The organism is Neorhizobium sp. USDA 3394 (assembly GCF_056280385.1).
Genome location: NZ_JBWCDU010000002.1, coordinates 1901039 through 1924100 on the forward strand (window position 1 = coordinate 1901039; position 23062 = coordinate 1924100).

25 protein-coding genes are annotated in these 23062 nt (G+C 61.9%); 15 read left to right on the forward strand and 10 right to left on the reverse strand.

Annotated elements, in window-relative coordinates:
- Window position 1 precedes the first annotated feature (1 nt).
- Window positions 2–2518 carry a hypothetical protein gene (locus ACZ9EJ_RS30550; RefSeq protein WP_046640013.1) on the reverse strand — a complete coding sequence of 839 codons (2517 nt, stop codon included), beginning with the start codon at window positions 2516–2518 and terminating at the stop codon, window positions 2–4.
- 194 nt (window positions 2519–2712) lie between these two features.
- Here ACZ9EJ_RS30550 and ACZ9EJ_RS30555 point away from each other — a divergent pair, with 194 nt between their 5' ends.
- The 13 genes from ACZ9EJ_RS30555 to ACZ9EJ_RS30615 all read left to right on the forward strand — a co-directional run bounded on the left by ACZ9EJ_RS30555 (window position 2713) and on the right by ACZ9EJ_RS30615 (window position 11331).
- Window positions 2713–3990 carry an ABC transporter substrate-binding protein gene (locus tag ACZ9EJ_RS30555; protein WP_046640012.1) on the forward strand — a complete coding sequence of 426 codons (1278 nt, stop codon included), beginning with the start codon at window positions 2713–2715 and terminating at the stop codon, window positions 3988–3990.
- A 475-nt stretch (window positions 3991–4465) separates the two neighbouring features.
- Window positions 4466–5038, forward strand: a complete 573-nt coding sequence (locus ACZ9EJ_RS30560) for a hypothetical protein (protein WP_037078387.1) — start codon at window positions 4466–4468, stop codon at window positions 5036–5038.
- Window positions 5039–5098: 60 nt separating this feature from the next.
- Complete coding sequence (locus tag ACZ9EJ_RS30565; RefSeq protein ID WP_046629676.1) at window positions 5099–5491, forward strand: hypothetical protein; 393 nt, start codon at window positions 5099–5101, stop codon at window positions 5489–5491.
- Window positions 5492–5502: 11 nt separating this feature from the next.
- A complete protein-coding gene (locus ACZ9EJ_RS30570) occupies window positions 5503–5946 on the forward strand; it encodes a hypothetical protein (protein ID WP_251089797.1) in 444 nt (147 codons plus the stop codon).
- Between the two features lie 171 nt (window positions 5947–6117).
- A complete protein-coding gene (locus tag ACZ9EJ_RS30575) occupies window positions 6118–6321 on the forward strand; it encodes a hypothetical protein (RefSeq protein ID WP_046640010.1) in 204 nt (67 codons plus the stop codon).
- Between the two features lie 318 nt (window positions 6322–6639).
- Entirely contained in the window at window positions 6640–6807 is a 168-nt protein-coding gene (locus ACZ9EJ_RS30580) for a hypothetical protein (RefSeq protein ID WP_476100456.1), read from the forward strand.
- Window positions 6808–6813: 6 nt separating this feature from the next.
- Complete coding sequence (locus ACZ9EJ_RS30585; protein ID WP_046629679.1) at window positions 6814–7002, forward strand: hypothetical protein; 189 nt, start codon at window positions 6814–6816, stop codon at window positions 7000–7002.
- Window positions 7003–7148: 146 nt separating this feature from the next.
- A complete protein-coding gene (locus tag ACZ9EJ_RS30590; protein WP_046640009.1) occupies window positions 7149–8171 on the forward strand; it encodes an ABC transporter substrate-binding protein in 1023 nt (340 codons plus the stop codon).
- Window positions 8168–9208, forward strand: a complete 1041-nt coding sequence (locus ACZ9EJ_RS30595) for a FecCD family ABC transporter permease (RefSeq protein ID WP_046640008.1) — start codon at window positions 8168–8170, stop codon at window positions 9206–9208. The genes ACZ9EJ_RS30590 and ACZ9EJ_RS30595 overlap by 4 nt, the downstream gene beginning before the upstream one ends.
- Entirely contained in the window at window positions 9205–9966 is a 762-nt protein-coding gene (locus ACZ9EJ_RS30600) for an ABC transporter ATP-binding protein (RefSeq protein WP_046640007.1), read from the forward strand. Before ACZ9EJ_RS30595 ends, ACZ9EJ_RS30600 begins: the two co-directional genes overlap by 4 nt.
- Before the next feature lie 130 nt (window positions 9967–10096).
- A complete protein-coding gene (locus ACZ9EJ_RS30605) occupies window positions 10097–10498 on the forward strand; it encodes a hypothetical protein (protein WP_476100460.1) in 402 nt (133 codons plus the stop codon).
- 280 nt (window positions 10499–10778) lie between these two features.
- The gene (locus ACZ9EJ_RS30610) at window positions 10779–11015 is read left to right on the forward strand and encodes a GCG_CRPN prefix-to-repeats domain-containing protein (protein WP_370651201.1); all 237 of its coding nucleotides are present in this window, start codon (window positions 10779–10781) and stop codon (window positions 11013–11015) included.
- 130 nt (window positions 11016–11145) lie between these two features.
- Window positions 11146–11331, forward strand: coding sequence for a hypothetical protein (locus ACZ9EJ_RS30615; protein ID WP_046640006.1), 186 nt, complete (start codon window positions 11146–11148; stop codon window positions 11329–11331).
- A 19-nt stretch (window positions 11332–11350) separates the two neighbouring features.
- Here ACZ9EJ_RS30615 and ACZ9EJ_RS30620 read toward each other — a convergent pair whose 3' ends face one another.
- On the reverse strand, window positions 11351–13006 hold the full coding sequence (locus ACZ9EJ_RS30620; RefSeq protein ID WP_046640005.1) for an acyltransferase: 1656 nt from the start codon (window positions 13004–13006) through the stop codon (window positions 11351–11353).
- Between the two features lie 280 nt (window positions 13007–13286).
- Between ACZ9EJ_RS30620 and ACZ9EJ_RS30625 the strand changes: the two genes are divergently transcribed.
- Window positions 13287–14024 carry a FadR/GntR family transcriptional regulator gene (locus tag ACZ9EJ_RS30625; protein ID WP_046640058.1) on the forward strand — a complete coding sequence of 246 codons (738 nt, stop codon included), beginning with the start codon at window positions 13287–13289 and terminating at the stop codon, window positions 14022–14024.
- Window positions 14025–14294: 270 nt separating this feature from the next.
- On the opposite strand, the gene ACZ9EJ_RS30630 is transcribed toward ACZ9EJ_RS30625, so the two are convergent.
- From ACZ9EJ_RS30630 to ACZ9EJ_RS30660, 7 genes are all read right to left on the reverse strand, one after another.
- A complete protein-coding gene (locus tag ACZ9EJ_RS30630; RefSeq protein ID WP_046640004.1) occupies window positions 14295–14642 on the reverse strand; it encodes a DUF977 family protein in 348 nt (115 codons plus the stop codon).
- 200 nt (window positions 14643–14842) lie between these two features.
- Window positions 14843–16099, reverse strand: coding sequence for an MGH1-like glycoside hydrolase domain-containing protein (locus ACZ9EJ_RS30635; protein WP_046629684.1), 1257 nt, complete (start codon window positions 16097–16099; stop codon window positions 14843–14845).
- A gap of 19 nt (window positions 16100–16118) precedes the next feature.
- On the reverse strand, window positions 16119–17177 hold the full coding sequence (locus ACZ9EJ_RS30640) for an ABC transporter ATP-binding protein (protein ID WP_046629685.1): 1059 nt from the start codon (window positions 17175–17177) through the stop codon (window positions 16119–16121).
- A 13-nt stretch (window positions 17178–17190) separates the two neighbouring features.
- Window positions 17191–18042, reverse strand: a complete 852-nt coding sequence (locus ACZ9EJ_RS30645) for a carbohydrate ABC transporter permease (RefSeq protein ID WP_046640003.1) — start codon at window positions 18040–18042, stop codon at window positions 17191–17193.
- On the reverse strand, window positions 18039–18890 hold the full coding sequence (locus ACZ9EJ_RS30650) for a carbohydrate ABC transporter permease (protein WP_037078359.1): 852 nt from the start codon (window positions 18888–18890) through the stop codon (window positions 18039–18041). Before ACZ9EJ_RS30650 ends, ACZ9EJ_RS30645 begins: the two co-directional genes overlap by 4 nt.
- A gap of 72 nt (window positions 18891–18962) precedes the next feature.
- Window positions 18963–20237 (reverse strand): ABC transporter substrate-binding protein, encoded by a 1275-nt coding sequence (locus tag ACZ9EJ_RS30655; protein WP_046629803.1) that lies wholly within the window; start codon window positions 20235–20237, stop codon window positions 18963–18965.
- A 40-nt stretch (window positions 20238–20277) separates the two neighbouring features.
- Entirely contained in the window at window positions 20278–21288 is a 1011-nt protein-coding gene (locus tag ACZ9EJ_RS30660; RefSeq protein WP_046640002.1) for a substrate-binding domain-containing protein, read from the reverse strand.
- Window positions 21289–22016: 728 nt separating this feature from the next.
- Here ACZ9EJ_RS30660 and ACZ9EJ_RS30665 point away from each other — a divergent pair.
- Window positions 22017–22193, forward strand: a complete 177-nt coding sequence (locus ACZ9EJ_RS30665) for a hypothetical protein (RefSeq protein ID WP_255743150.1) — start codon at window positions 22017–22019, stop codon at window positions 22191–22193.
- 432 nt (window positions 22194–22625) lie between these two features.
- Here ACZ9EJ_RS30665 and ACZ9EJ_RS30670 read toward each other — a convergent pair whose 3' ends face one another.
- Window positions 22626–22889, reverse strand: coding sequence for a LysR substrate-binding domain-containing protein (locus ACZ9EJ_RS30670; RefSeq protein ID WP_046640001.1), 264 nt, complete (start codon window positions 22887–22889; stop codon window positions 22626–22628).
- Between the last annotated feature and the right edge of the window lie 173 nt (window positions 22890–23062).

The window sequence follows — 23062 nt, forward strand, 5'->3', positions numbered from 1 at the left end:
TTTATGCATAGAATGGATGGTCGCCGGCGGCGGTCGTGCTGTCATAGGTCAGGATCGGCACGGGCTGGTCGTGGACGAAGGGTCGCGGTTCTCCGCCGACGGTGAATTCTCCAGCATAGGAGAGCGCGAGCGTCTCGCGGCCCGGCGGTGAAAGGCTCAGCACCCTGCCTTCAGCGTCGAACGAGACGGAGGTGGCGCGGATACGTTCGACGAAACGATGGAAAGCGGCTTCGTCGCCCGCGCCCACCACGGCCGCCCAGCCGGTGAGGGCGCCCTCGGAGCGCACTTCACGTCCGGCGGTCGCTCCGTCGGTCACGAGTTCAAGTCCGTTCGTCGCATAAAGTGCCGCAAAACCCCGGCCTGAGCGGGTCAGGAGCCAGTTTCCGTCGATGGCGACCTCGTCGAGGCCGTCACGACCGAGATAGGCATGGGTCCAGGCATGGCGCGTGCCCTCGGTGTCGGCGATCAGCAGAACGACGTCGCGATATTGCATGACGCGGGGCAGGATGCCATTGCCGGCCCAATAGGAGGGGCGTTGCGTGCCCCAGGGATCGTCTTCGCCGGGATGATTGACCCAGAGCCTCGCCATCGGGTGGCCGGCAAGCCGGATATCGAGCACGTGCTGCTGGTGGCCCCGCCGGCCAGTCTTGTGATCAATGACCGTAGAGAGCTGCGAAGCTTGCGTCTTGAAGAGCACGAGCTTGCCGCTTTCGAGCCCCTGGGCATAACGCGCTTCGATCGAGCGTCCCTGCACCAGCTGGGCATAGTCCGGCAGGTCGGCCGGCGGGGTGTAGGAGCCGGCGCAGAACATCGGCAGGGAGGCGACGCCGCCGTTCAGCCAGCCGCTGCCGAATGCCACGCGGGCGAATGGCGCCAGTTCCGTCAGGGGGCCGGCCCTCAGTTCCTTGTCGTAGGCGCGCCCCTGCGAACCGGCGGGAACGCCCGCCAGCGTGTGCAGCGCGATCATCCGGAAGATCAGATCCAGCTGATATCGGGCGCGCGGAGCGATATCGTCGCTACCCCAGCGCTCAAGGGCCAGCAGACCGATAAAATCCACCGGATAATAGGCTGCGGAATTCCACTCGGCGAGGCCGTGCGCCTCGACGCTGTCGAACCAGCGGCGAAGCCGGTCTTCCGCAAGCTGCGCCTGCTCGCGACCCGTCCTGCCGGAAGCGGAGAATACGGTATCCGGCATCAGACTGCCGGCAATGAACTGGCTCGTGTGGAAACACAGGACATGGTTCTCGCTCCAGAACCACATCACGTCGTTGCCGGGCTCGTCCACCCAGTAGCGGTAGCCGACGACGGACGCGCGGATTCTGGCCGCGGTCTCCGGCGACAGGACGTGCTCGTATTGCCCGAGAAGCCAGAGGAGCGGCACCATGACGAAATCCGAGCAATCCTCCCGTCTGTCGATGACCTCGAGGGTGGCCGTGATGATCCTTTCCATCACCTCGCGGTCGATCTCGCCTGACGCAGCCATGGCAAGCACGCGGCCGATCCGTTCGGCGCCGAAACGGGCGCTGAAGACCAGCGCCTCGCGCTTGCGCTCGGCAAGTGTCGCCGCGGCCTGAGGCAGGACGAGGTCGCTCATGAAGGCAGCGTCGATATGGCGGGCAACGGTTGCGGCGCCGGAACCGATCTTCAGCCTGATGCCGTGATATCCGTCCGGCAGGCCCTTGATCTTGGCAGCGACCAGCCGCGTCTCGCCGGCGGCGAGCGTCAGGTCCGCCTTCGCCAGTACGGCCCGGTCATGACCGTGACTATAGACTTCGATGCCGACGGGCAGATCGGCACCCGGCGGAGTGTCGAAGAGGATTTCCAGCGGGCGGTCGACGAAAACGTCGGCGGCGGGGCGGATGGCGCGCGCAAGGAGCTCGAGCCGGCGGACCTCCTGCCGGTCAAGCGCGGTGGGCAAAGCGATGTCCAGCGGCTGGGTATCGGCCAGTTCCAGCTCGAAGAACCAGATCGTGTCCCGCTCCGCCAGGTCTTCGGTCAGCACGAGGATGTCATTGTCGCCGGCCTTCAGCGCCAGGAGGATCGACGTCTCGCTCTCGACGTTGCGCCGGAAGGGCTCGAACCGCACCTGTTCCTCGCCGTTGACCCAGATCCGCACGCCGCCGCAGGTTCTCAGCCGCATCGGAACGTCGCGGGCGGCTTCGGCGCGGAAACTGCCGCGCAGCCAGCGGCTGACATGGGTGGGCACGTGCCAGAAGCCTGTGAATTCGACACGACGATTCGGCCCCGGCAGGTTCAGGGAGGCCGGTTTCCAGCCGTTCTCGGGACGGATTTCCCGTCCGATCATCTGCGCCTGGAAGGCCTTTCTGCAAGGAAGGTCGCCGACATCCACGAAGCCGTTGATGAACCGGTAGTTGGCACGATCTTCCGCCGGCGCGGGCTCACCCGGAAAATACGTCTGGCGCAAGTCCGAGACGACCCATGCGGTGAAGGTTTCGCCGGGGGCGACATGATAGCTGGCGCCGCCCGAACGGGCTGCGGCCGCAGGTAAATGCTCCATGACTGCCTCCCTCAGGCCATGAAAATAATTTCATAATTCTAAACTTGCCGTTTCAGCTTTGTCAGCAGTTTCGAATTTAGGCGACAAGACAGCTTGACGTTTGGATTGTCAAGCTTCAAAAAGGAGAAATTCGAGGGAAAATCCGAAAGGAAACCTTCCGAATTGTGAAAATATTTTCATTGGGAGGATGAAAAATGCAGAGACTTCTATCAGGGATAAGTGCGTTCGTATTCTCGGCCTTCGCTCTTTCGGGCGCGGCCATGGCGGACGCCAAGACCATTACTTTCCTGTTCACCGACGACGACCAGGGTTATGTCGAGCGCATGGCCGCCTTGAGCAAGGAGTTCGAGGCGTCGCATCCCGACGTCAAGGTCAATTTCGTATCGTCCGGCTATGATGCGGTGGTGAAACAGCTGCCGGTCCAGCTGGCGGCAGGCAAGGGACCGGATCTCGCCAAGATCACCGACTGGCAGCTCGCCCCCTATTATCTCGACATGCGCTCCTACATGAAGGACCCGGACACCTTCGCCAAGCTCCACGGAGACAGCCTCAACCAGCTTCGCCTGCCTAACATCAACGACCCGAAGTCGATCAACGGTTACGTGGCGTCCCAGACGCTGAACCTGCCGTTCGTCAACAAGACCTTGTTCGAGCAGGCCGGCGAACCCCTGCCCGGCCCGAAGGCCGCGCTCAAGCAGATCGTCGAGGCCTCGGCCCGCGTCGCAAAGGCCACAGGCGCGCAGATCCCCTTTACCATGGACCGGTCGGGCCACCGCTTCTCGGGCGGCGCCTATTCCTACGGCTCGGTCTATGTGAAGGACGGCAAGTTCAACTTCCCGGATGCAGGCGCCCGCAAATATATCGCGGACCTTTATTCCTGGACCCAGAACGGCAGTTTCCCGAAGGAAATGTGGGGGGCGGCCGGCGGCTCGCAGTACAAGAACATGGGCGACGAATTCGTCAACGGCAATGTCGTCACCTATCTCGCCGGCAACTGGATGGTGAACCCCTTCCAGAAGAAGATCGGCAACGCGTTCCAGTGGACGGCCATCAACGCTCCCTGCGGCGATGCGGGTTGCTATGCGATGCCAGGCGCGACCGCGATCGTCGGCTTCAAGCGCACGGAACATCCCGAAGCGGTAGCGCAATTCATCGAGTTTCTCGGCTCCGAGAAGGTACAGCGCGAAATCGCCGAAACCTATGTCATCCTGACCGGAGCGGACATCAAGAACCCGCAATACAAGATCTCCAGCGACGACGCCAAGGCATCGATGGCGGTGTTTCTCGACAACAAGAAGAACGTTCCGCAGGCCGCGCGCGATTTCGAACGCATGAAGGGCGGGACGGCGATCTACCAGCAGATCGTCCAGCGCATGAGCCAGCTCATCGTTGGCGAATTGAGCCTGGAGGAAACCTACAAGAACCTCGAGGCTGACGCCGGCAAGATCAACGAGGCGCTGGCAGTCAAGTAACACGACCAGGCATGCCGGGTAGCCAATTCAGCCCGGCATGCCTCATCTGGAAGAAGCAACTCTTGATCCGGCATCGGGTGCTTCGGCTGCCTGTCTCTAGGGCCGAACAGCGAGAGACCCGCCCCGATGGAATGACGCTGCGACGGCTTATCCGGCCGCGGCCCCGACTGCGGTCAAGCCGACAGCGAGCAAAGCCATGATGATCAGCAGCCAACGGGCCTGATACACACTCTCCTCCATCTGAACCTCCCTTTCCGAGACGCCCTGAACACCGCGATGCGGCCGAAGTTCCGCGTTCGGGACCTTTTCCCCCTCGCACCAGACCTTGGTCGATGCTGCCCATGGGCTAAGGTCTCAGCCCTGATCGGACTGAAGCCCCTGGGCGGGAACATGCGCCGCCAAGAGCCAGTTTGTTCCGCAGCTTCGGAAAACGCTGTCGCGGTCGGAAGCATGTGGAAACTCAAGGAGATAAGACATGAACATCGTCACACGTGCGGCCTTTGCCGCAGCACTTCTCGCGGGCACTACCCTGTCTGCCTTCGCCCAGACCAGCAGCACCGTCGGCACCGGAGGAACGAGTGCCGGCGGCGGCACGTCCAGCAGCACGGTCGGGACGGGCGGCAGCTCCGCCGGAACGAATTGCGCGCCCGGCACCACCAACTGCGGCTCCGGTTCCGCCTCGACCCTCGGCACCGGCGGATCTTCCGCGGGCGGTGGCCAGTCCAGCAGCTCGGTTGGCACCGGCGGTTCGGCGGCAGGCTCGGGCAGCGGGTCGGGCTCCGCTTCGACGCTCGGCACCGGTGGCACGTCCGCGGGCGATGGCCAGTCCAGCAGCTCCGTCGGCACCGGCGGTTCGGCGGCAGGTTCCGGCAGCGGGTCTGGCTCCGCTTCGACGCTCGGGACCGGCGGCACGTCCGCCAAGGACGGCATGTCGACCAGTTCGGTCGGAACCGGCGGCAGCTCGGCTGGCGCGGCCGGTCAGGAACATGGACAGGGCAAGAAGGCATGTCCTCCGGGCCAGGCCAAGAAAGACGGCGCTTCCTGCTAGTCCCATCCATCGGTCGAGGGCGGATTGTTCCGCCTTCGTCCTATCCATAGGAGAGCCGAAATGACATCGGCATCATTCGCATACAGAGGCACGTTCGCACTGCCGCTGATCCTCGCGACCATCACCGCGATCTCGGCCTTTGCCACCGAAACCATCAAGCTTGACGACGGCACGACCTGTACCATCATCGAGAGCACGGGTTCTATCGCCAACGGCACGTCCACATCGGTAACCGCAGGTGGCGGCAGCGTTTCGTCCTCGACGACAATCGACGGCAAGACAACCACCATGCACTCGGGCGGTGGCTCGGCTTCGTCCAGCGCCGGCTCGTCCGTCACGACAGGCACGGCCGGCAATCAGGCATTTTCGACGGCAAGTGTCACCAGGCCTGATGGGACAGTGATCACCCGCCGGTCGGACGGCACCTGCGACGTCACCAAGCCTCGGAAATGAAGGAGATAGGCATGTCTAAGAAGATAACTCTGGCAGGCCTCGTGCTTATGGCCTCGGTCGCCACGACACCCGTGTTTGCACAGGACTGCAACGCGGCTGGTACGGTCGGCTCCGGTGGCAGTGCCGCCGCAGGCGGCACATCGGCAAGCACACTCGGTACCGCCGGAGCCTGTCGCACCGACGATGGCACGACAGCCTCGATCGGCTCTGCAGGCAGTGCGGCGACAGCCGATGGCAAGGCCCAAAGCCAGACTAAGGTCAACGAGAACCCCAACCAGCTGAAGGCGCAGTCGAAGGCGCAGGCCATGGACCAAGGCACATTCAGCAAATCGCAGACGAAAACGCGGGTCAAAGGTGACGAGCTGCAAAGCAAGACGCGCAGCATGTCTCATGTCCCGGGCCAGAAGCCGGTCAAGAGCACCACCGACAGCAATGTGGTTCTGCCGCAGCAGTGACCTGGAAAACGACGAACCGGCTCCCACCAAGAGCGGGAGCCGGAACCTTCGGGGCATGCGGATGATCCCCGCATGTTCAGTTCGCCGCTTACGAATTCCTGCCATTCAGCTCGCTGAGGGAACGGAATGCCGCCTGGGGCTTTAAAGCCGCGCAGACTTCGGAGGATGAAGATGGACGAAAATACCTTTGCGCAGCTCAGCACCATGAGCCAACAGCTGCACAAGCGCGCCCTCGCGCTGTCCCACCAGGGCAAGGACGCTGACCTCGCGATGCTGATGTCGGCGCAGGCCGCGACGATGGAAGCGGTCAGATCCCTCGGGGAAGCCTTGAACCGGATCAATGGGCCGCTTGGGCTTGGGGCCGCGGGAGACTAGGAAGCGTCTTCGCGTTCTCCTTCGTGCGATCCCTTTTCAGCGCCATGACAATGCCCGGCCGGAACTTTCCAACGCGACGGCAGGTTTGGCTTTCAGGAGGAGAACGAGATGCACCGCAGACCCGGCAACCAACATGAACTGGCGTTTTACATCGGACTGAACGTAGCGCTTGGCTGCCTGATCCTCGCAAGCGTCCTGCTTGCGGCAGCGGCCTGAAGACCAGGTTGATCCTGGAGCCCTCGAATCGCTCTTGGGGGGCGTCATGCGCTTCCGGCATTGGTCGAGGAACTATTCCCCGATCCGCCTGTTCGAGCCTTCATGAACGACACGCCCAGAAAAGCCGGCAACAACATGATGAAATTTGTCACCGCCATTCTAGCGGCCGCACTTGTCATCGGTGCTGTCTATTTCTTTTTCCTGCACCCCGGCGAGCCCGCGGGTTCCCGGACACCGCCATCCCCGCACGCCATCGACCAGACGAAGTGATAGACGATGAAGCCAAGCGAAACGCCAAGGAGCGAAACGCCGACGGGATTGTCACCATCGGCAGATTCCGAACCCCAAAAAAAGCGCAAAGTCATCGCCGGCCGGGGCTTGGTCATGTTTATCGCCGGCGTGGCGGTGGCAGCTTTCTGCCTTTACATGTTCATCGCGCTGTATGGGATCTATGCCCACACCTGACGCCACCACCCCGCTGCGCCTTGCGGCCTTGCGGAGAGAGATGAGGCGCAGGCCGTTCAAATGCGACATCAAAGGTGACTGGCTTTATCTTGTTAAAACGAGCAGGAACGGCTATTCGCCGTGGCAGACTTGAACCAGGACCTGCCATGCTCACGCTAAAATCCACCTTGACCGCGCTGTTGATCGCGACTGCATCCAGCTTCACTGTTTCCTCGGCTTACGCATCGACGAAATACCCCCTGACCGTCGAAAACTGCGGCGCGCAGGTCAGCTTCCAGAAGGCGCCCGAACGGGCCATCGGCCTTGGCCAGAACAGCGCCGAAATCCTGCTGCTGCTCGGCCTCCAGGACAAGATGGCCGGCACCGCCTTCTGGCCGAGCAAGGTTCTGCCGCAGCTTGCTGACGCCAATGCCAAGGTCAAGCTTCTGAGCGTCGAATTCCCGACCTTCGAATCGATTCTGGCCGAGAACCCGGATTTCGTGGCCGCCGCCTTGCCAAGCCTGGTCGGCCCGAGCAGCAAGGTCGCCAAGCGTGAGGATTTCGACAAGGTCGGCGTCCCGACCTATCTCTCGCCCAGCACCTGCCTCAGCACCAAGGAGGTCAAGGACCAGTATGGCAGCCGCGCCCAGCTTTGGAACATGGATCTGCTCTACAAGGAAATCGATGAACTATCGCAGATCTTCGATGTCGCCGATCGCGGCCAGGCGTTGATCGCCGACTTCAAGGCGCGCGAGGCCAAGCTCCGCTCCAGCGTTTCGAAGGACGGCAAAAGCCTCTCCTACGTCTTCTGGTTCTCCAGCCCCAGCCCGTCGGCCGATGCCTATCTTGGCGGCAAGAACGCAGCGTCCGGCTTCATCGCCGATGTCCTGGGTGGCCGCAATGCCGTCACCGCCGAAGCCGAATGGCCGACGCTCGGCTGGGAAAGCATCATCGCTGCCAATCCGGACGTGATCGTCGTCGCCAATCTGGACCGTAACCGCTGGGAGCTCGACAAGCCGGAAGCAAAGATCAAGTTCCTGACCACCGATCCGGCCGTCAGCCAGATCACCGCCGTCAAGAACAAGGCAATGGTGGTGATGGACGGTCAGGCCATGAACCCGACCGTGCGGACGATCTACGGCGCCGAACAGGTGGCCGAACAGTTGAAGGCCATCGGTCTTCTGAAGTGACGGAAAAGCGCCGCTTTCTTCAGCAGCTTTTCGCCTTCGCGGCCGTGCTCGTGGCTTCGCTTGCAGCCATCGGTCTCGTCGTCGGCATCAGCGTCGGGATCGGCGATCTGCCGATCCCGCTCTCGACCACCTTTTCTGCGGTCACCAACCGGCTGGGATGGACGGCGGTCGGGCTCAACCGCATCCATGAGACGGTCATCTGGGACTACCGTCTCAGCCGGGCGCTGGTCGCTGCCTTTTGCGGCGCGGGCCTCGCCCTGTCGGGCGCAATCATGCAATCGCTGCTGCGCAACCCGCTGGCCGAGCCCTATGTTCTCGGCATCTCAGCGGGCGCGTCCACCGGCGCCGTCGCGATCGTCATCCTCGGTGTCGGCGCGGGCGCGGTTTCATTGTCGGCCGGTGCTTTTGCCGGCGCCTTCGCGGCCTTCTTCTTCGTGGCCCTGCTATCCAACGGCACGCGCGGCGGTGCGGACCGCACCATTCTTGCCGGTGTCGCCGCTTCGCAGCTCTTCAATGCCTCGACCTCCTACATCGTCACGACGTCGGGCAATGCCCAGCAGGCGCGCGACGTTATGTTCTGGCTGCTCGGTAGCTTTGGCGGTGTCCGCTGGCCCGAATTGATGCTGGTCTCGATCATCGTCGGTGTGGCCCTGGTGGCCTGCCTGCTTTATGCCCGCGTGCTCGACGCCTTTGCCTTCGGCGACGAAGCGGCGGCATCGCTCGGCGTCAATGTCGCGCGGGCACGCATCGTGCTTTTCGCACTCACCGCGATGATGACGGCGACGATCGTCAGCATGGTCGGCTCGATCGGCTTCGTCGGCCTTGTCGTCCCGCATGTGGCGCGGTTCGCCGTCGGGCCGCTGCATGTTCGATTGCTTCCCGCCTGCGCCGTCATCGGTGCCGTTTTCATGGTTGTGGCAGATATTGCGTCGCGCACCCTTATCCCGCAGCAGGTCCTGCCGATCGGCGTCGTCACCGCCTTGGTCGGCGTGCCCTTCTTTTCGATCATCCTCTACCGGTTCCAACGCGCGTCATGAGCATCAAGACCGAGAACCTCACCTGGAAAATTGGCAGGAAAACCGTGCTCGACGGGGTTTCGTTCGAGGCACGACCGGGCAAGACGCTCGGCCTGCTCGGACCGAACGGCTCGGGAAAGACGTCGCTCCTGCGTTTGCTCGCGGGTCTGAAACTGCCGCATTCGGGCTCCATCATGCTCGAGGGCAAGGATCTCAAGACGATCGGGCGGCGTGCGATCGCAAAGCGGGTCGCCTTTGTTGAACAGCACGCCACGACCAATGCCAATCTGAGGGTCGTCGATGTGGTGAAGCTCGGGCGGTTTCCGCACCGGTCGATATTTTCCGGCTGGTCGCTCACCGACGACGAAGCGGTCGAGACCGCTCTTGCGCGGGCCGGCATGGCCCACAAGCGCAACGACCGCTGGCAATCGCTTTCAGGCGGCGAGAAGCAACGGACCCATATCGCAAGGGCGCTGGCGCAATCGCCGAAGGAACTCATCCTCGACGAACCGACCAACCATCTGGATATCCAGCATCAGATCGGCCTGATGCGGCTGGTTTCCGGCCTGCCGATGACGAGCATCATCGCGCTTCACGATCTCAATCATGCGGCCATGTTCTGCGATGAGCTGATCGTCATGCAGAACGGCAGGATCGTCGCCAGCGGGACACCGGAAGAGGTGCTGACCGAAGCCCTGCTCAGGGATGTATTCTCCGTCGAAGCACGGGTAGAAGCCTCGCCGCACCATTCACGACCCCATATCCACTACCTCGTCTGATCTTTCCATCAACGACGAAGGTTCGAGCGAACGCCCGCGTGAACCGAGCCGAAGGCGGCTGCGCGAATGTTGGCCGGAACAAACAAGCCCTTGCCATTGTTGTTGGTCACCCAGAACCGGAGGGCCCGACATGAAACGTCTTCTCATCACGGCAGCGGCCGTTCTTTCGCTGTCGGCCAACCTGACACTCGCGCAGGAAACTCCTAACGCGTCTCCCAGCACCCCGCCACAGACAGATCGGGATCGAGCGCCGAACCCACCACCGCCTGGCCCTCAGGGACCGGACGCCGACAGGGACGGGGACGAGTGGCGGATGACCCCGGTGGCGGACCGTCGACCGCCACGGGAGCGTGGCGCGCGTTTCCGCATCGAGAACGGGCGAACCACGATCGACCTGCGCTGCGCCGACGGCGAACCGACAAAGGATTGTGCGGATCTTCTCCTGCAGGTGCTGGACCGGCTGGAGCGAGGATCGTCTTCAGACGATTCCGACAGTCGCGGCGACGGCCGGGACCGCCCACGTTATCGCTGAGGCCGGCTGAGACCAGAAGGAAACCGATCGGTCCCTTCTTCGAGCCGCCTCGCCGCACTCTCTTGGAAGAGAGCCTCCGGGGCTTGAGCAGAGGTGCGCGAAGACCGCGCCTTAAGCGCTGTACATAAGCTGAAGCGCAGATGAATGTGGACTTCAGCAACGGTTCAAGGATGGCGCCGCAATCTGTCCGCGTGTGCATTTCTGGAGGAAACCGATGCGCAGGATAGTCTTGGCGGCCAGTCTGGTCGCAGCTTGTTTTTTTGGAGGCGCGGCAAATGCCATGCCGATTGGAAACATTGCCGTCCCGGCAAAACCAACCGCCGAAAAGGTCGATTGGGCTTGCGGCCGCGGTTACCACCTGAACCGGTGGGGCGATTGCCGCCCCAACCGCTGGCGGCCGCCGCCGCCCCGCTATAGCCATCGGTGGGATCGTCGGGATCGATGGGATTACCGAGGGCCGCCTCGCTGGGAATGGCGAGGTCATCGCGACTGGCGCGATCATCGGGACTGGCGTTGATACGAGAAAGCCCTTCTGCTCCGCAGAGGGGCTTTTTTAATGCCGGGCCTGAGACGGCAGGGGTTGAATTTTAGTTCCTTCTAATGAACATTTGCCGGACTGCGGCGTTTTATCGTTAGGAGGAAACGACATGAAAAAGGATACCAACCGGCAGGTCAGAATTCCCGGGCCACGCGACCACGACGTCGCCGAACACTGCCGTAAAAACGGAATGCGGCTGGAGGACGAAAAGAAGATGTTAAGACTGCTGGGAAAACACGCGCCTGTGCACGAGATCCGCTCGAACTCGCCGCCGCGGCCGCCGCGGTTCCGCTAGGCGACAATCTGCGCTTCCGCTACAGCCCCAGTCCCGCCGGCCGCGTCCGATGCACGCCTTTGGGAACGTAGGCGAAATTTTCAGCCATGCCCAACAGGTCCGCGGCAAGATGAAGGGTCGAAAGCCACATTTCCGTGCCCTGCAGGCTTCCCACCTGACCATCTGCGAAGGCAAAGCCCTTTTTTACCTGCCACCGGTCCGGCGAACGCAGAATGATGTCCTCAGCCACTGCTTCCGCCTGGCCGCGCATGAAATCCGTCTGCTTGAGGCACAACCAAAGCGGATGTATCGTATCGAGCAGATTGCACGCCGTGTAGGTCGACCCGGAAAAACCCTGGTTGTTTCGGTAGTGCGTCATGACGGAATTGATCGCAGCTTCAGGAAAAGGAACAGGGACGCCGAACTGGGCATGGGCTCCACGTGTGAGGCGGTAAAAGCCGTTTACCGGCTGCAGAAAGCCCTGTTCGGCGGTTGGTTTCCCCCACAGTCCTGTCGAACGATCGATATGGGTCGAAAGCCAGCCGAAGAGGATTTCCTTCCCCCTGCCGCTCCTGAAATACCGGGCGTTAAAATAAAGCGCAGTGGCGATAGCGTCGACCCGGTCGCCGCACCACCATGCGCGGCTGCTCCAGGGCAAGGCCTCCAGCCAGTCACAAAGCCCGACCGCGTCCAGCTCAACGCCCGAGATGGAGTGGGATGGATGCGCTCCGAGTATCTCCAGCGCATAACCGACCGCCAGCACGTTATAGAGAGCCGGGGAGTTATCGCGGATGTTCTTCGCTGGGTCGGGCGGTTGAAACGGATCGGGGAAAAAGCCGGTCGCGGGATCCTGAAGCGCCTGAAGACGATCGACGACCGCCCTTGCCTCATTCCCGGAAAGCTGTTCTCCGAAACCGGCGGCAATCTCGATCGCATCACATTCGTGCCTGACGCTCATGCGCGCAACACCGTGGGCATCCGGCGACAGATAACCCTCCGGCGTCAGATGCCGTTCCCGCACATCCCGCCACTCGGCTTCCGACACCCTGCTGATCCGCAGCAACGCCCGCTCGACCTCGGCCCGGCGCGATTTTCCCACTGCCGCCGTTTCCCCGCGACGGCGCACGACTTTGGCCGGTACGCCGGCCGCGATCGCCAGATCTGGAATGTTTTTGGTCACGACGGCCCCGGCGGCGACAACGGCGCCCCTACCGATCGTCACGCCGTCCAGAATGACGGCATTGGCACCGATCCAGACATCATCGCCGATCGTAATGCCGAGCGTCTCGTGAGGCTGATCGTTGATCGGTATGTCCGGATCGTCGAAACCGTGATTGAAACCGACGATCGAGACGAGCGAGGCAATACGCACGCCGTTTCCGCACCGGACCTTTCCGGAAATGCATGCGTAGGGGTTGACCGAACAATTGGCGCCGAGTTCCACCTCTCCCCGCACGAGCGCATGTCCCGAAATCCAGGATCGATCGCCGACGACCAGGGAGGATGTAAAGACGCGGGCGTCGCTTGCGATATAAGCACTATCCGCGATCCGTGCTCCGGCGGACTGTGCCAGCTTTTCCTTCAACTTTTTCTGGACATCGCTTTGGATATCCGCAGGTCCGCGCTCCCATGTGAGGAATTGCAGCCTGGCTTCCCGGTCCAACTCGGATTCGGAAACTTCTGGATTTGTCCGCATCTCGTCACTCGTTTGCACGCCGGCTTCAGGCCGAAAAAAAAGCCGACAGGGTCGGAAAGCGATAGCCGATGTCATCATACCAATTTTTGACATTCGGCAAATTGAGGAAATACAGCAGACGAATCCGAGCGTCCAGCTTTAGTTTATGGCCTCCCCGGCCTTGAGCAATGCTTCCAAAGACAGATGGAATTCACTCCCGCATTGATATGAGCCTGAATTTGTCATACACGTGTGATGAATACGGCGCAGAAGCGTCGCGTCGTTGCAGCGGGGATTGAGCGTGACAACCCAGACCAAGGATCGGAACAGGGGACCGGGATCGCTGGTGTCACGGGTCGGAGAAAGTCTTCGCGCAGCAATTGCCAGCGGTCAGTACCTGCCCGGCGACAAACTCCCCAGCGAAGTCGAACTGACGGAAACCCACGGCGTCAGCCGCACGGTGGTCCGGGAAGCCGTCGCCGCTCTGCGTTCCGACGGACTTGTCGAAGTGAGACAGGGCGCGGGCATTTATGTACTCAGCCAGGATGCCCCGGCCCCTTCCGGCCGGAAAATAGACCGCGCGCGCGTATCGTCCGATCTGGAGGTGCTCGAGGTGCGGGCTCCGCTTGAGATCGAGGCTGCCGGTCTGGCGGCGATGCGCCGGTCACCAGCTCAGGAAGAGGCGATCTTCGATTGTCATCGCCATATCCTGCAATGCATCGAGCGGAACGAATCCATCCGCGAGGCGGATCTTGCGCTGCATTTCGCCATCGCCGACGCCACGAACAACCCGCTGTTCCGGCAGCATCTGGAATTTCATGGCACCGCGGCCATTCCGCAATCAAGGGCGACCCCCGGCGAACGGTCCGGAGAACAGACCTCCTACCGCCGCATGATCCATACGGAACATGAAGCGATCGTCGTGGCGATCTCGGATCGCAACGAAGAGGCAGCGCGCAATGCCATGCGCGACCACCTGAGAGGAAGCCAGATCCGCTACCGGGATGTGCTGAGGGATTTCAAGGCGTTTTCGAGCTGATGCTTTAGCTGGCCGACCGCATGGCCGGCCCGGCTCTTAAGCCCCAATCCGCTGTGAAACAGCACCGAAGGTTGACTCCGTTTGAAAAGGCGGCAAGCGCCTGACTTTACTTGAAAACTCGCAACGAGGGCGGGGTCATCATCGGCGCCGATCATGACCCCAGCCGATCTGCATTCCATCTCAGTAGATCAAGGTTTTACGGGACCGATCATAGGGGGCAACCTTCGACGCTGATTCACACACTGGCGGTCCACCGGTCATTTTCCTTGGTCAGCTCAGGCCGTACCAGGTACAGCGGCCTGCTCCATGAAGGGCTAGATGCCCCTGCGAGTTTAATGCGCGCAGATGATCCTTGACGGTATTTCTGCTTGCGCCTGTGACCTTGGCCGCGTCCATCACGGTCACTCTTCCACGCTCGCGGGCCAATTCGAGAATTGCGATGGACAGCTCCGGCAGATCACCAAGAAGGATGCGCTCGCCCTCGATCTTGCGCTCCAGCCGCTGTTTCTGCCGCTGCAGGCTTCGCTGGAAGGAGTCAACCCACGGATTCCAACCCTGCTCATCGGCTCGGCTCGTGCCCCTGTGTCCGCCGCAGTGCAAGATAATATCCGCTCCCACTGTTCGTCCTGAAGGACTACACGATCCAAAACACCCATGACTGTCTCCAAAAGACAGTCATGAATCTGATTTGTGCAGCCTTGGAAACCCAGGAGCCCACCCTTCCTGAAGCGCAACCGCCGCCGCCGGTTATCAAGATTGGGTGTCGGGAACTCGGACCAGCTCTCCCTGATGGCGCAGCAGGTCCAGAATTGTGAACCTTATGCCCACGTAAGCCACATATAAGCGGCGGCCGTCCAAGAAAAGCCGAGGCCGCCGCAGCCTTCGCCCGTCACCGGGTCGAAATATTCGGCAAAACCTTCCGCCTCGATCGCCGCGACCGTCGATATGCGCAGCTCTTCGGCCGCTTCCAGCTGACCGTTGCGCTTGAAGCCGTCGATCAGCAGCCAGTTGATGATCGCCCAGGCAGGGCCCCGCCAGTAGCGTTTCGGTTCCCAGCTTGCGATGCCCGGCTTGGTGGTCGGGAAGGCGACTTTGAGGCCCCTCGACCAGGCCTTCATCTCATCGACCAGCGCGTCGGCGATATTCTTTTCCAAGTCGAGCGACAGGAGGGGGATGAAGCCCGCCTGTGTCGCGGCTTCGACATCCTCGCCGGAGATCAGGTCGCGGGACACGAAGCGGGACAGGGCCGGACGCCATTGCGCGAGTATCGCCTTGCGAGTGAGCTCGTTGAAGGCGGCGATCTCGGCGGCATCCTTCATCCGGCCGAATTCGCGGGCGAGATGTTCGAGGTCCTCGCCTGCCTTCAGCAGGATGGCCGTGGTCTGGATCTCGGCCACCTTGAATGGCGCCTTTTCCCATTGTTTCGCTGGATCCCAACCACAGGCGGCATAGGTGTCGACCAGATGGATGAAGCGGTTATAGTCCTCGTCGCGCGGGCGCATCGAGGCGTTCACGTGACCGGTATCCTTGCGCACGACCGGCGTGTCGGTGGTGGTCGGCACGCGGGCGAGCGCGATGTCCCAGGCCGGCGAGTTGTCGCTGCCGCTCTCCCAGGGGTGCAGCAGGGCGACCAGGCCAGTGCCTTCCGGATCACGCGCGTAATACCACCAGCGATGCCATTTCAGCGCGGCCTCGTAGAGCGGCAGGGTGCGTGCCTCGGCGCCGCTGCCGGCCGCCTCGAAAACCTTGCGCAGCGCGATCGCAAAGACCGGCGGTTGGGTGATACCGGAGGTGGGGATCGTGTGGCGGGTGCGCCAGACGCTCGGACCGGGGAAATAGGTCTCGCTCGGCTGGTGGAAGACGATATGCGGCACCATGCCGTCCGCCCACTGGCCTTCGATCAGCCGCTCCAGTTCGCGATAGGCACGGTCGGTATCATAAAGCGCGAAACCCATGGCGACGAAGGCGGAATCCCAGTTCCACTGGAAGGGGTAGAGCCGGTCGGTCGGCACCGTATAGCCGCCGCGGTCATTGGCGACCAGGATGCGCTTCGCCTCAGTGATATGCACGTTCATGTCGGGTACTCCGGTATGCTCAGGCCAAGAGGGCCGGAAAGGACTTGCCACTTTCGGGCGAAAGCCAGGTGATGCGCTTGCTGTCGAGCTTCAGGCCGATCGTATCGCCGCTTTTCACGGTCTCGGATGCCGGAAGGATGACCCGCACCGGCTGGTCGTGGATGGAACCGGTCAGCAGCAGGTGCGAGCCCATCGGCTCGGCGACCCGCACCTTCATCTCCAGCCCCTGGGGCAGCGGCGCCAGTTCGACCGCCTCGCCGCGCAGGCCGAGCACGATTTCATTGCCGACATCCTTCGGCGCCGCAAGCTGTTCTTCGCCTGCCGCCACCTGGCCGTTCGAGACGGGCACCTTGATGAAGTTCATCGGCGGGTTGCCGATGAAACCGCCGACGAAGCGCGTGGCCGGATGATTGTAGATCTCGACCGGATGACCGACCTGCTCGACGACGCCATTGTGCATGACGGCGATACGATCCGACAGGCCCATCGCCTCTGTCTGGTCGTGGGTAACATAGATGGTCGTCGTGCCCGCCGATTGCAGCACGGTCTTCAGTTCCGTGCGCATTTCGAGCCGCAGCAATGCGTCGAGGTTGGAGAGTGGCTCGTCCATCAGCAGCACCTTCGGCTGGACGGCCAGCGCGCGGGCAACCGCCACGCGCTGGCGCTGGCCGCCCGAAAGCTTGTTCGGGTAACGGTCGAGATACGGCTCGATATGCAACAGACCGGCCGCCTTCTCCACCTGCGCCTTCACCCGCGTATCGTCCGCCTTCTGCATGCGCAGGCCGAAGGCGACGTTTTCGTAGACCGTCATATGGGGGAAGACTGCATAGTTCTGGAAGACCATCGCCAGCCCGCGATCCTTGGGTGCCAGGCCGATGATCGACCTGTCGCCGATGCGGACATCCCCCGAAGTCGAGGTTTCAAGACCGGCGATGATGCGCAGGAGCGTGGTCTTGCCGCAGCCCGAGGGACCGAGCAGCGATACGAACTCGCCGTCGTTGATTGTCAGCGAGACCTCCTTCAGCGCCTGGAACGCGCCAAAACTCTTGCGGATGCGGTCAATGACAATATTGGCCATGTCGATGGTCCCGTTATTTGGAGGAAATGCCCCAGATCGCGAAGAGGTAACGCCTGACCGCGAAGATGAAGACAACGGAAGGAAGAATGAGCACAAGCCCGCCGGCAAAGCGGTAATGCATCGGGCTTTCCGACAGCACCGTCAGCAGATAGGCCGTGAGCGTGCGGTTGCGCACCGTCAGTACCGAGGCGGCGAACACCTCGTTCCAGGAGATGACGAAGGCGAACACGGCCGTGGCGACGATGCCGGGCAAAGCCAGCGGCGCGACCACCTTGAAAAAGGCCTGGACGCGGGTGCAGCCGAACACCCAGGCGGCCTCTTCGAGTTCTTTCGGAACGCCCAGGAATATGCCCTGGGTGACGAGCGCCGCAAAAGGCAGCGCCAGCACCGTGTGGATGAGGCCGACGCCGATGATCGTGTCATAGAGGCCGAGCCGGATGAAGGAGACGGTGAGCGGCAGCGCCAGGATCGCCAAGGGGAAGGCGCGGGTCAACAGGACCAGAAGCCGGTAGCTGTCCTTGCCCCGGAAATCGTAGCGGGCCAAAGCATAACCCGCCGGCGCACCGAGCAGAATAGACAGCGCTACCGTGATGCCCGCCGCTCCGAATGAATTGAGGAAGGACTGGACGACGCCTTCGGTTTTCAGGAACAGAATGAAGGGTTCGAGCGAAATTCCGGTCGGCAATCCCGTCTTCGGCCAGATATAGACGCCCTGGCGACCGCCGAGCGCACCAAGCGCCACCAGATAGATCGGCACCAGAACCCAGGCGCAGAGCGCCGCGATACCGCTCCAGAGGAGCCAGCGGCGGGAGGAGGCGAAGCTTGCGGGACTGGCCTTGATCGTGCTCATGGTTTCCTTACTCATGGCAAGCGCTCCGGATCGACTTTCAGGGCCTTCAGATAGATCAGCGTCGCGGCAAGCGAGATGATCATGATCAGCACCGCGTAGACCGCCGCGACGCTGTAATTCTGGTTCTGGTTCTGCCAGTTATAGGCCTCGCCGACGAGCACCGGGAAATTTCGCCCGCCGAGCGCGTAGACCACTGCGAACACTTCGAAGGCGAGTACGGTGCGCAGAATCAGCGCCGATTGCAGGGCAGGCCGGATCAGCGGCAGGGTGATGCGCCAGAAGCGCGTCCATGGGCCGGCGCCGAAGATCTCGGCGGCTTCCTTGAATTCCTTCGGTACCTGGTTGAGACCGGCGACGATGATGACCATGACGATCGCCGTGCCGCGCCAGATTTCCGCAACTGCGATCGCGATGAAAAGCGCGATCGGCGTCTGGTAGGACAGCCAACTCGCCTGCCGGCCGATCACACCGAGGCTGAAGAGGAGCGAGTTGAAATAGCCCGTATTCTGCAGGATCGACAGCCAGACGAGGCCGGCAGCGAGGTCTGAAATGCCAAGCGGGATGGTCCAGATCCAGAGAATGGTCTCGCGGCCGCGGCCGACCTTGGAGACCATCGTGCCCATGGCAAGCGCGATAGCGATCTGCACCGGCACGACGACGATCGTCAACAGAAAGGTGTTCCTGACCGAACGGGTGAAATTGATATCGGTCACCATGCGCTCGGCATTCGCTAGCGACGGTGCGCCGTTGTCCGAGAGAGCCAGCCAGATCGTCTGCACCAGCGGCACGACGAAGAGCAGCGCCAGAAAGGCGACTGACGGCAGGATCAGCAGATAGGGAATCCAGGGTCGGTTTTGGGTCATCGGCTCCCGCCTCGGACATGTTGAAGGGTAAGGTGCGCCCGGGCATTCGCGCCCGGACGCTTCCCGGGAGGATTACTGGACCGGGCAAGCACCGTCGCTCTTGGCGTCCGGAGCCCAGCAGGGTGCCTTGGTGTCCGTCATCAGCTTGGCCATGGTGGCGCCCTGTTTGACGAGCACATCAGCGATGGGCTCGTTCTGCAGCACGATGCGTTGGAAGGCGTCCATGTAGACCTTGTTGAATTCGCCGCCCTTGTCGCCGAGGCCGACCGGGAGAAGCGAGATCACGGCGTCCTTGGAGCCCTGTGTCTTGGTGACCGCACCGGCGAGAAGCGCCACGCCCTTGTCGAGGTCCGGCGGCAGCTGGACGTTGAGCGTCGGGAAGAAGCCGACCTTCGAAGCCGTAAGCAGCTGGGTTTTCTGCGTCGTCAGCGTTTCGATGACCTTCGTGGCCCCTGCCGTGTCCGGTGCGCCCTTGGGGATGGCAAGCCCGGCCAGAACCGGCATGTAGCCGCGGCCCTTGGGGCCGGCTGGTGCCGGGAAGACGACATAGTCATCCGGTGCCGCCGAAATGGCGTTCTTCAGGCGGGCGACATGGTCCCAGGCGACCATGACCTCGCCCGAGGCCAGCGGTTCCTGCATGAAGTCGTAATTGGTCGAGTTCGGGGTGACATAGGCCCAGAGCGCCTTCAGCTTCTCCCAGCCGGCTGCGGCATCTGCATTCTTGAAGGTGCGCACTACGCCCCCGGTGAAGGACGGATAAAAATAGCCCTGGAAATAACGCGCCATCAGGCCCTTCGGACCAGCCGGGAAACCGATCTGCGGCTGGCCGGTGGCAGCTTGCATATTCTTGCCCCATTCGATCAGCTGGTCGTAGGTCAGCGCGTTGATATCTGCGCCCTTCGGCAGGTATTGCAGGGCTTCCTTCTTCGCGGCCATGACATAGGTCGCCTGCATCCACGGAATATACTGCTGCGTGGGCTTGCCGAGCTTGCCGAGATCAAGAACCGATTGCGGCATGCCGCCGGCGGCGAGCTTCTTGGCAAGTTCGTCAAGCGGTTCGAGCTGGCCCCTGTCGGCGAGCGGCGAAAGCTCGCCATGCAGCGCGCCGACGAGGCTGACGGTGTGCTTGCCGGCCTGCGCTTCGGCCTCCATGCGCACTGCGAACTGCGGCGGCTCCTCGACCACGTAGTCGACCTTGCCGGCATCCTTCAAAAGGTCCTGCCGGACCACGGTCGCCTCCTCGATCGGGCGAAGCTGGGTAGATACGAAAACCGTCTGGGCAAGCACCGGCGAGGCGAACGCCAGCACCGTCGAAGCCAGAATTGTAAGTGACACGATACGCTTCATCTTCTCCTCCTTCATTTATTTGTCTTGAATGCACTGCTGTCTATGCCGCCAGTGGCGGGCGGCGGTGACTGTCGCGATCGACGAATTCGATCGCGTGAAGCTCCTGGAGCTCTTCGGCGGGCTCTCCGGCAATGGCGCGCAGCAGCAGCGAGGCGAAGCTCGCGCCGAGGTTCTCGCCGGTCATGCGCATGGTCGAGAGCGGCGGGCTGGTGAAGGCACCCATCGGCAGATCGTCATGGCCAACGATGCTGATCTGGTTACCGCCATCGACCTCGCGCAGCGCCCGCAGCGCACCGATCGCCATTTCGTCGGTGGCGCAGACAAGGGCGGTCGGCCGCGACGGCTGGCGCAGCAGTTCGAGTGCTGCGAGATAGCCGCCCTGTTCGAGCGGCGCTCCTTGGGCGCAGAGATCGGCCGCAAGCCCGCATTCCTCCATCGCCGCCTGCCAGCCGCGGCGACGGACATGCGCGAAGTAATATTCCTGGGGCCCGGCGATATGGCCGATGCGCCGATGCCCCGCCGCATGGAAGCGCAGCGTCGCGGCGCGGAACCCGGCAAAACCATCGCCGTCGATAAACGGATGGGGGATCAGGCTCTCGGTGCGGCCGTTGGTGACGAAGGGAATGCCACGCGACTGAAGGTATTCGACGCGCTCGTCCTTGCGTTTGGTGCGGACCAGCAGCATGGCGTCGACGCGGCGCCCATCGACGAAACGTTGGCATATCTCAAGTTCGCTGACACCCCGTGGCACAGGCGCGATGACGAGATTGAGACCGGCCGCGGCGAGATGTTCGGCGCAGCCTGACAACATGTCGAGGAAATGAGGGGGGCCTACGTGGCCAGGATCACTCGGCAGCGTCACGGCGACCAGTTCAGCGCGCTGCTTGCGCAACCGACGAGCGGAGGCATTCGGCCGATAACCTGCTGCCTCTGCTGCCTCACGAACCCGCGCGCGGGTGGCCGCGGACACGTCGGAATAACCATCAAGTGCTCGGGACACAGTGGTAATCGACAGTCCGAGCGAATGTGCCAGCTGTTTCAGATTAGCCAAAATCTTCCTCCCGAATTGAAGCAAACATTTTCCAAAACGTTTTGAGAGTCAACCAAAACGTTTTGGAGATCCCTCCGGCACCTATCGTCTTCCAAGCGTGGCTCGTCGAAATTGACTTGGCCGGGTTTGTGTCCGGACGGCGGCTGACTACCCCCGGGAAGCGGACGTTCGCCGGCGGTTGGCGGCCGGGCGTGACGTTGATCACGATCCCTCGTCCGCACTTGACGACATCGAAGCCACTTCAGCGTCCCAGACATATCGACGTCGGTGACGATGTTCTATCGGGTGTTAATATCCGCGCATATCGCTGCGATCGTCGCCGGATTAGGCGGCACCAGGGCAGAAATCCTGGCGTTGGCCTACGCGACACCGGAGATCATCGCCAGATCCCCTCGCTTCGATCGACTTGTTTCGACTCCGGCATTGGTCGTTGTCGCACGATCGCGGTCTTAAAGGATGTTTTCCGGGCGTCTCAGGCCGCCAGCCTCGTCTATGGCCGGTTTCGCTACGGTCCTGACGGCAATGATCCTCGGGCTTTCGGCGATCATCGCGTTTGTTGTAACGAAACCGTTTTGATCGGATCGGCGTACCGCGTTAATGGTGCCACTTACCAAGCTCCTGATAACATGAGCGGGTGCAAGTCGTCTTGGTGATTCCGGGGCAAAGAATACTGTAGTGTGCCGGCGAGCGCGTGCTGCGGCTTTAGAGATTCTAAGAAGGAAGCTGATATGGGATGGAAAACGCCGAAGGTCGAGTTCGTCAACGGCTATAGGATTGTTGAGCTCGAGGGACCGACCTTCAAAGTTTATGACGGCGACCGCCAGCTCGGTGAGGACTTCCCCTACTCCGGCGAAGCGGCCGCTCACGCGAAGTCCCTTCCAACGCTGGATCCTCCGCGGCGCTGAGTAGGACTTCCGAGCGATTTTCAGGCACGTCCTCTTCGGCGGTCTCGGTGGAAATCGGACTCCGAGACACTTAGCACGCTGCTGAAAAACTCATCTATGGACGCTGAAGACGAAACATGATTCCTGTTTGTGATGTTGAACAGGGGCATGGGCACGCGTGGTTTGGATACGGAGAGCGGTTCGCTCAGTGCCCAGTTCACACTAACAATGGCTGCCTGCAATCTCGCAAGGATGCCCAGATTGATCGACGCGTAACTGCTCGGCGTAGAGCATCCAAGACACCCGCCCGCGTAACACACAAAGTGTCCGTTACCTGTCACCAACCGCAACCGCAGAAAGCGATCCTTCAGGGACATGTTTTTCAGCGACCTGTTGGTAGATCAAGGCTCTGCGGGCCCGATCATAGGGGCAACCTTCGGCGCCGATTCACACCTATGGCGTGTCACATCTAGTAATTTTAAGAAGAAAATCAACGACTGCGCGCACCTTTGCAGGTGTCCGACGGCTCGCCGGAAAGACGATCGCAATCGGGTCCGCCTCAATCTCGTAATCTTGCAGCAGGGGCACCAGCAGGCCCCGCTGCATCTCCTTGCGGAACAGCCACCATGTCGCCTGGGAAATACCGAGGCCGTTGATAGCCGCCTCCCGCAGGATATCGCCACTGTCCGTGATGAGGCCACCGGAGACACGGATCACCTCGTCACTGCCATTCTTCCCACGAAAATGCCAGTTTGAGCCGAAGGCGCCGACTTATTCTGGGAGCGGTTTCCTCTTTCACTCATTGAGTTGCGCCGACCAGTGATTGGTCTTCGGCCCAGGAGATTCGGTCGTGAAGACGGCTACTGAAGGAAGAAACATCATGAAAATCG

Excerpts from the sequence above, each read along its gene's own strand:
- ACZ9EJ_RS30550 (WP_046640013.1), bottom strand. The coding sequence starts at position 2,518 with ATGGAGCATTTACCTGCGGCCGCAGCCCGTTCGGGCGGCGCCAGCTAT.
- ACZ9EJ_RS30555 (WP_046640012.1), top strand. The coding sequence starts at position 2,713 with ATGCAGAGACTTCTATCAGGGATAAGTGCGTTCGTATTCTCGGCCTTC.
- ACZ9EJ_RS30560 (WP_037078387.1), top strand. The coding sequence starts at position 4,466 with ATGAACATCGTCACACGTGCGGCCTTTGCCGCAGCACTTCTCGCGGGC.
- ACZ9EJ_RS30565 (WP_046629676.1), top strand. The coding sequence starts at position 5,099 with ATGACATCGGCATCATTCGCATACAGAGGCACGTTCGCACTGCCGCTG.
- ACZ9EJ_RS30570 (WP_251089797.1), top strand. The coding sequence starts at position 5,503 with ATGTCTAAGAAGATAACTCTGGCAGGCCTCGTGCTTATGGCCTCGGTC.
- ACZ9EJ_RS30575 (WP_046640010.1), top strand. The coding sequence starts at position 6,118 with ATGGACGAAAATACCTTTGCGCAGCTCAGCACCATGAGCCAACAGCTG.
- ACZ9EJ_RS30580 (WP_476100456.1), top strand. The coding sequence starts at position 6,640 with ATGAACGACACGCCCAGAAAAGCCGGCAACAACATGATGAAATTTGTC.
- ACZ9EJ_RS30585 (WP_046629679.1), top strand. The coding sequence starts at position 6,814 with ATGAAGCCAAGCGAAACGCCAAGGAGCGAAACGCCGACGGGATTGTCA.
- ACZ9EJ_RS30590 (WP_046640009.1), top strand. The coding sequence starts at position 7,149 with ATGCTCACGCTAAAATCCACCTTGACCGCGCTGTTGATCGCGACTGCA.
- ACZ9EJ_RS30600 (WP_046640007.1), top strand. The coding sequence starts at position 9,205 with ATGAGCATCAAGACCGAGAACCTCACCTGGAAAATTGGCAGGAAAACC.
- ACZ9EJ_RS30605 (WP_476100460.1), top strand. The coding sequence starts at position 10,097 with ATGAAACGTCTTCTCATCACGGCAGCGGCCGTTCTTTCGCTGTCGGCC.
- ACZ9EJ_RS30610 (WP_370651201.1), top strand. The coding sequence starts at position 10,779 with ATGCCGATTGGAAACATTGCCGTCCCGGCAAAACCAACCGCCGAAAAG.
- ACZ9EJ_RS30615 (WP_046640006.1), top strand. The coding sequence starts at position 11,146 with ATGAAAAAGGATACCAACCGGCAGGTCAGAATTCCCGGGCCACGCGAC.
- ACZ9EJ_RS30620 (WP_046640005.1), bottom strand. The coding sequence starts at position 13,006 with ATGCGGACAAATCCAGAAGTTTCCGAATCCGAGTTGGACCGGGAAGCC.
- ACZ9EJ_RS30635 (WP_046629684.1), bottom strand. The coding sequence starts at position 16,099 with ATGAACGTGCATATCACTGAGGCGAAGCGCATCCTGGTCGCCAATGAC.
- ACZ9EJ_RS30640 (WP_046629685.1), bottom strand. The coding sequence starts at position 17,177 with ATGGCCAATATTGTCATTGACCGCATCCGCAAGAGTTTTGGCGCGTTC.
- ACZ9EJ_RS30645 (WP_046640003.1), bottom strand. The coding sequence starts at position 18,042 with ATGAGTAAGGAAACCATGAGCACGATCAAGGCCAGTCCCGCAAGCTTC.
- ACZ9EJ_RS30650 (WP_037078359.1), bottom strand. The coding sequence starts at position 18,890 with ATGACCCAAAACCGACCCTGGATTCCCTATCTGCTGATCCTGCCGTCA.
- ACZ9EJ_RS30655 (WP_046629803.1), bottom strand. The coding sequence starts at position 20,237 with ATGAAGCGTATCGTGTCACTTACAATTCTGGCTTCGACGGTGCTGGCG.
- ACZ9EJ_RS30665 (WP_255743150.1), top strand. The coding sequence starts at position 22,017 with ATGGGATGGAAAACGCCGAAGGTCGAGTTCGTCAACGGCTATAGGATT.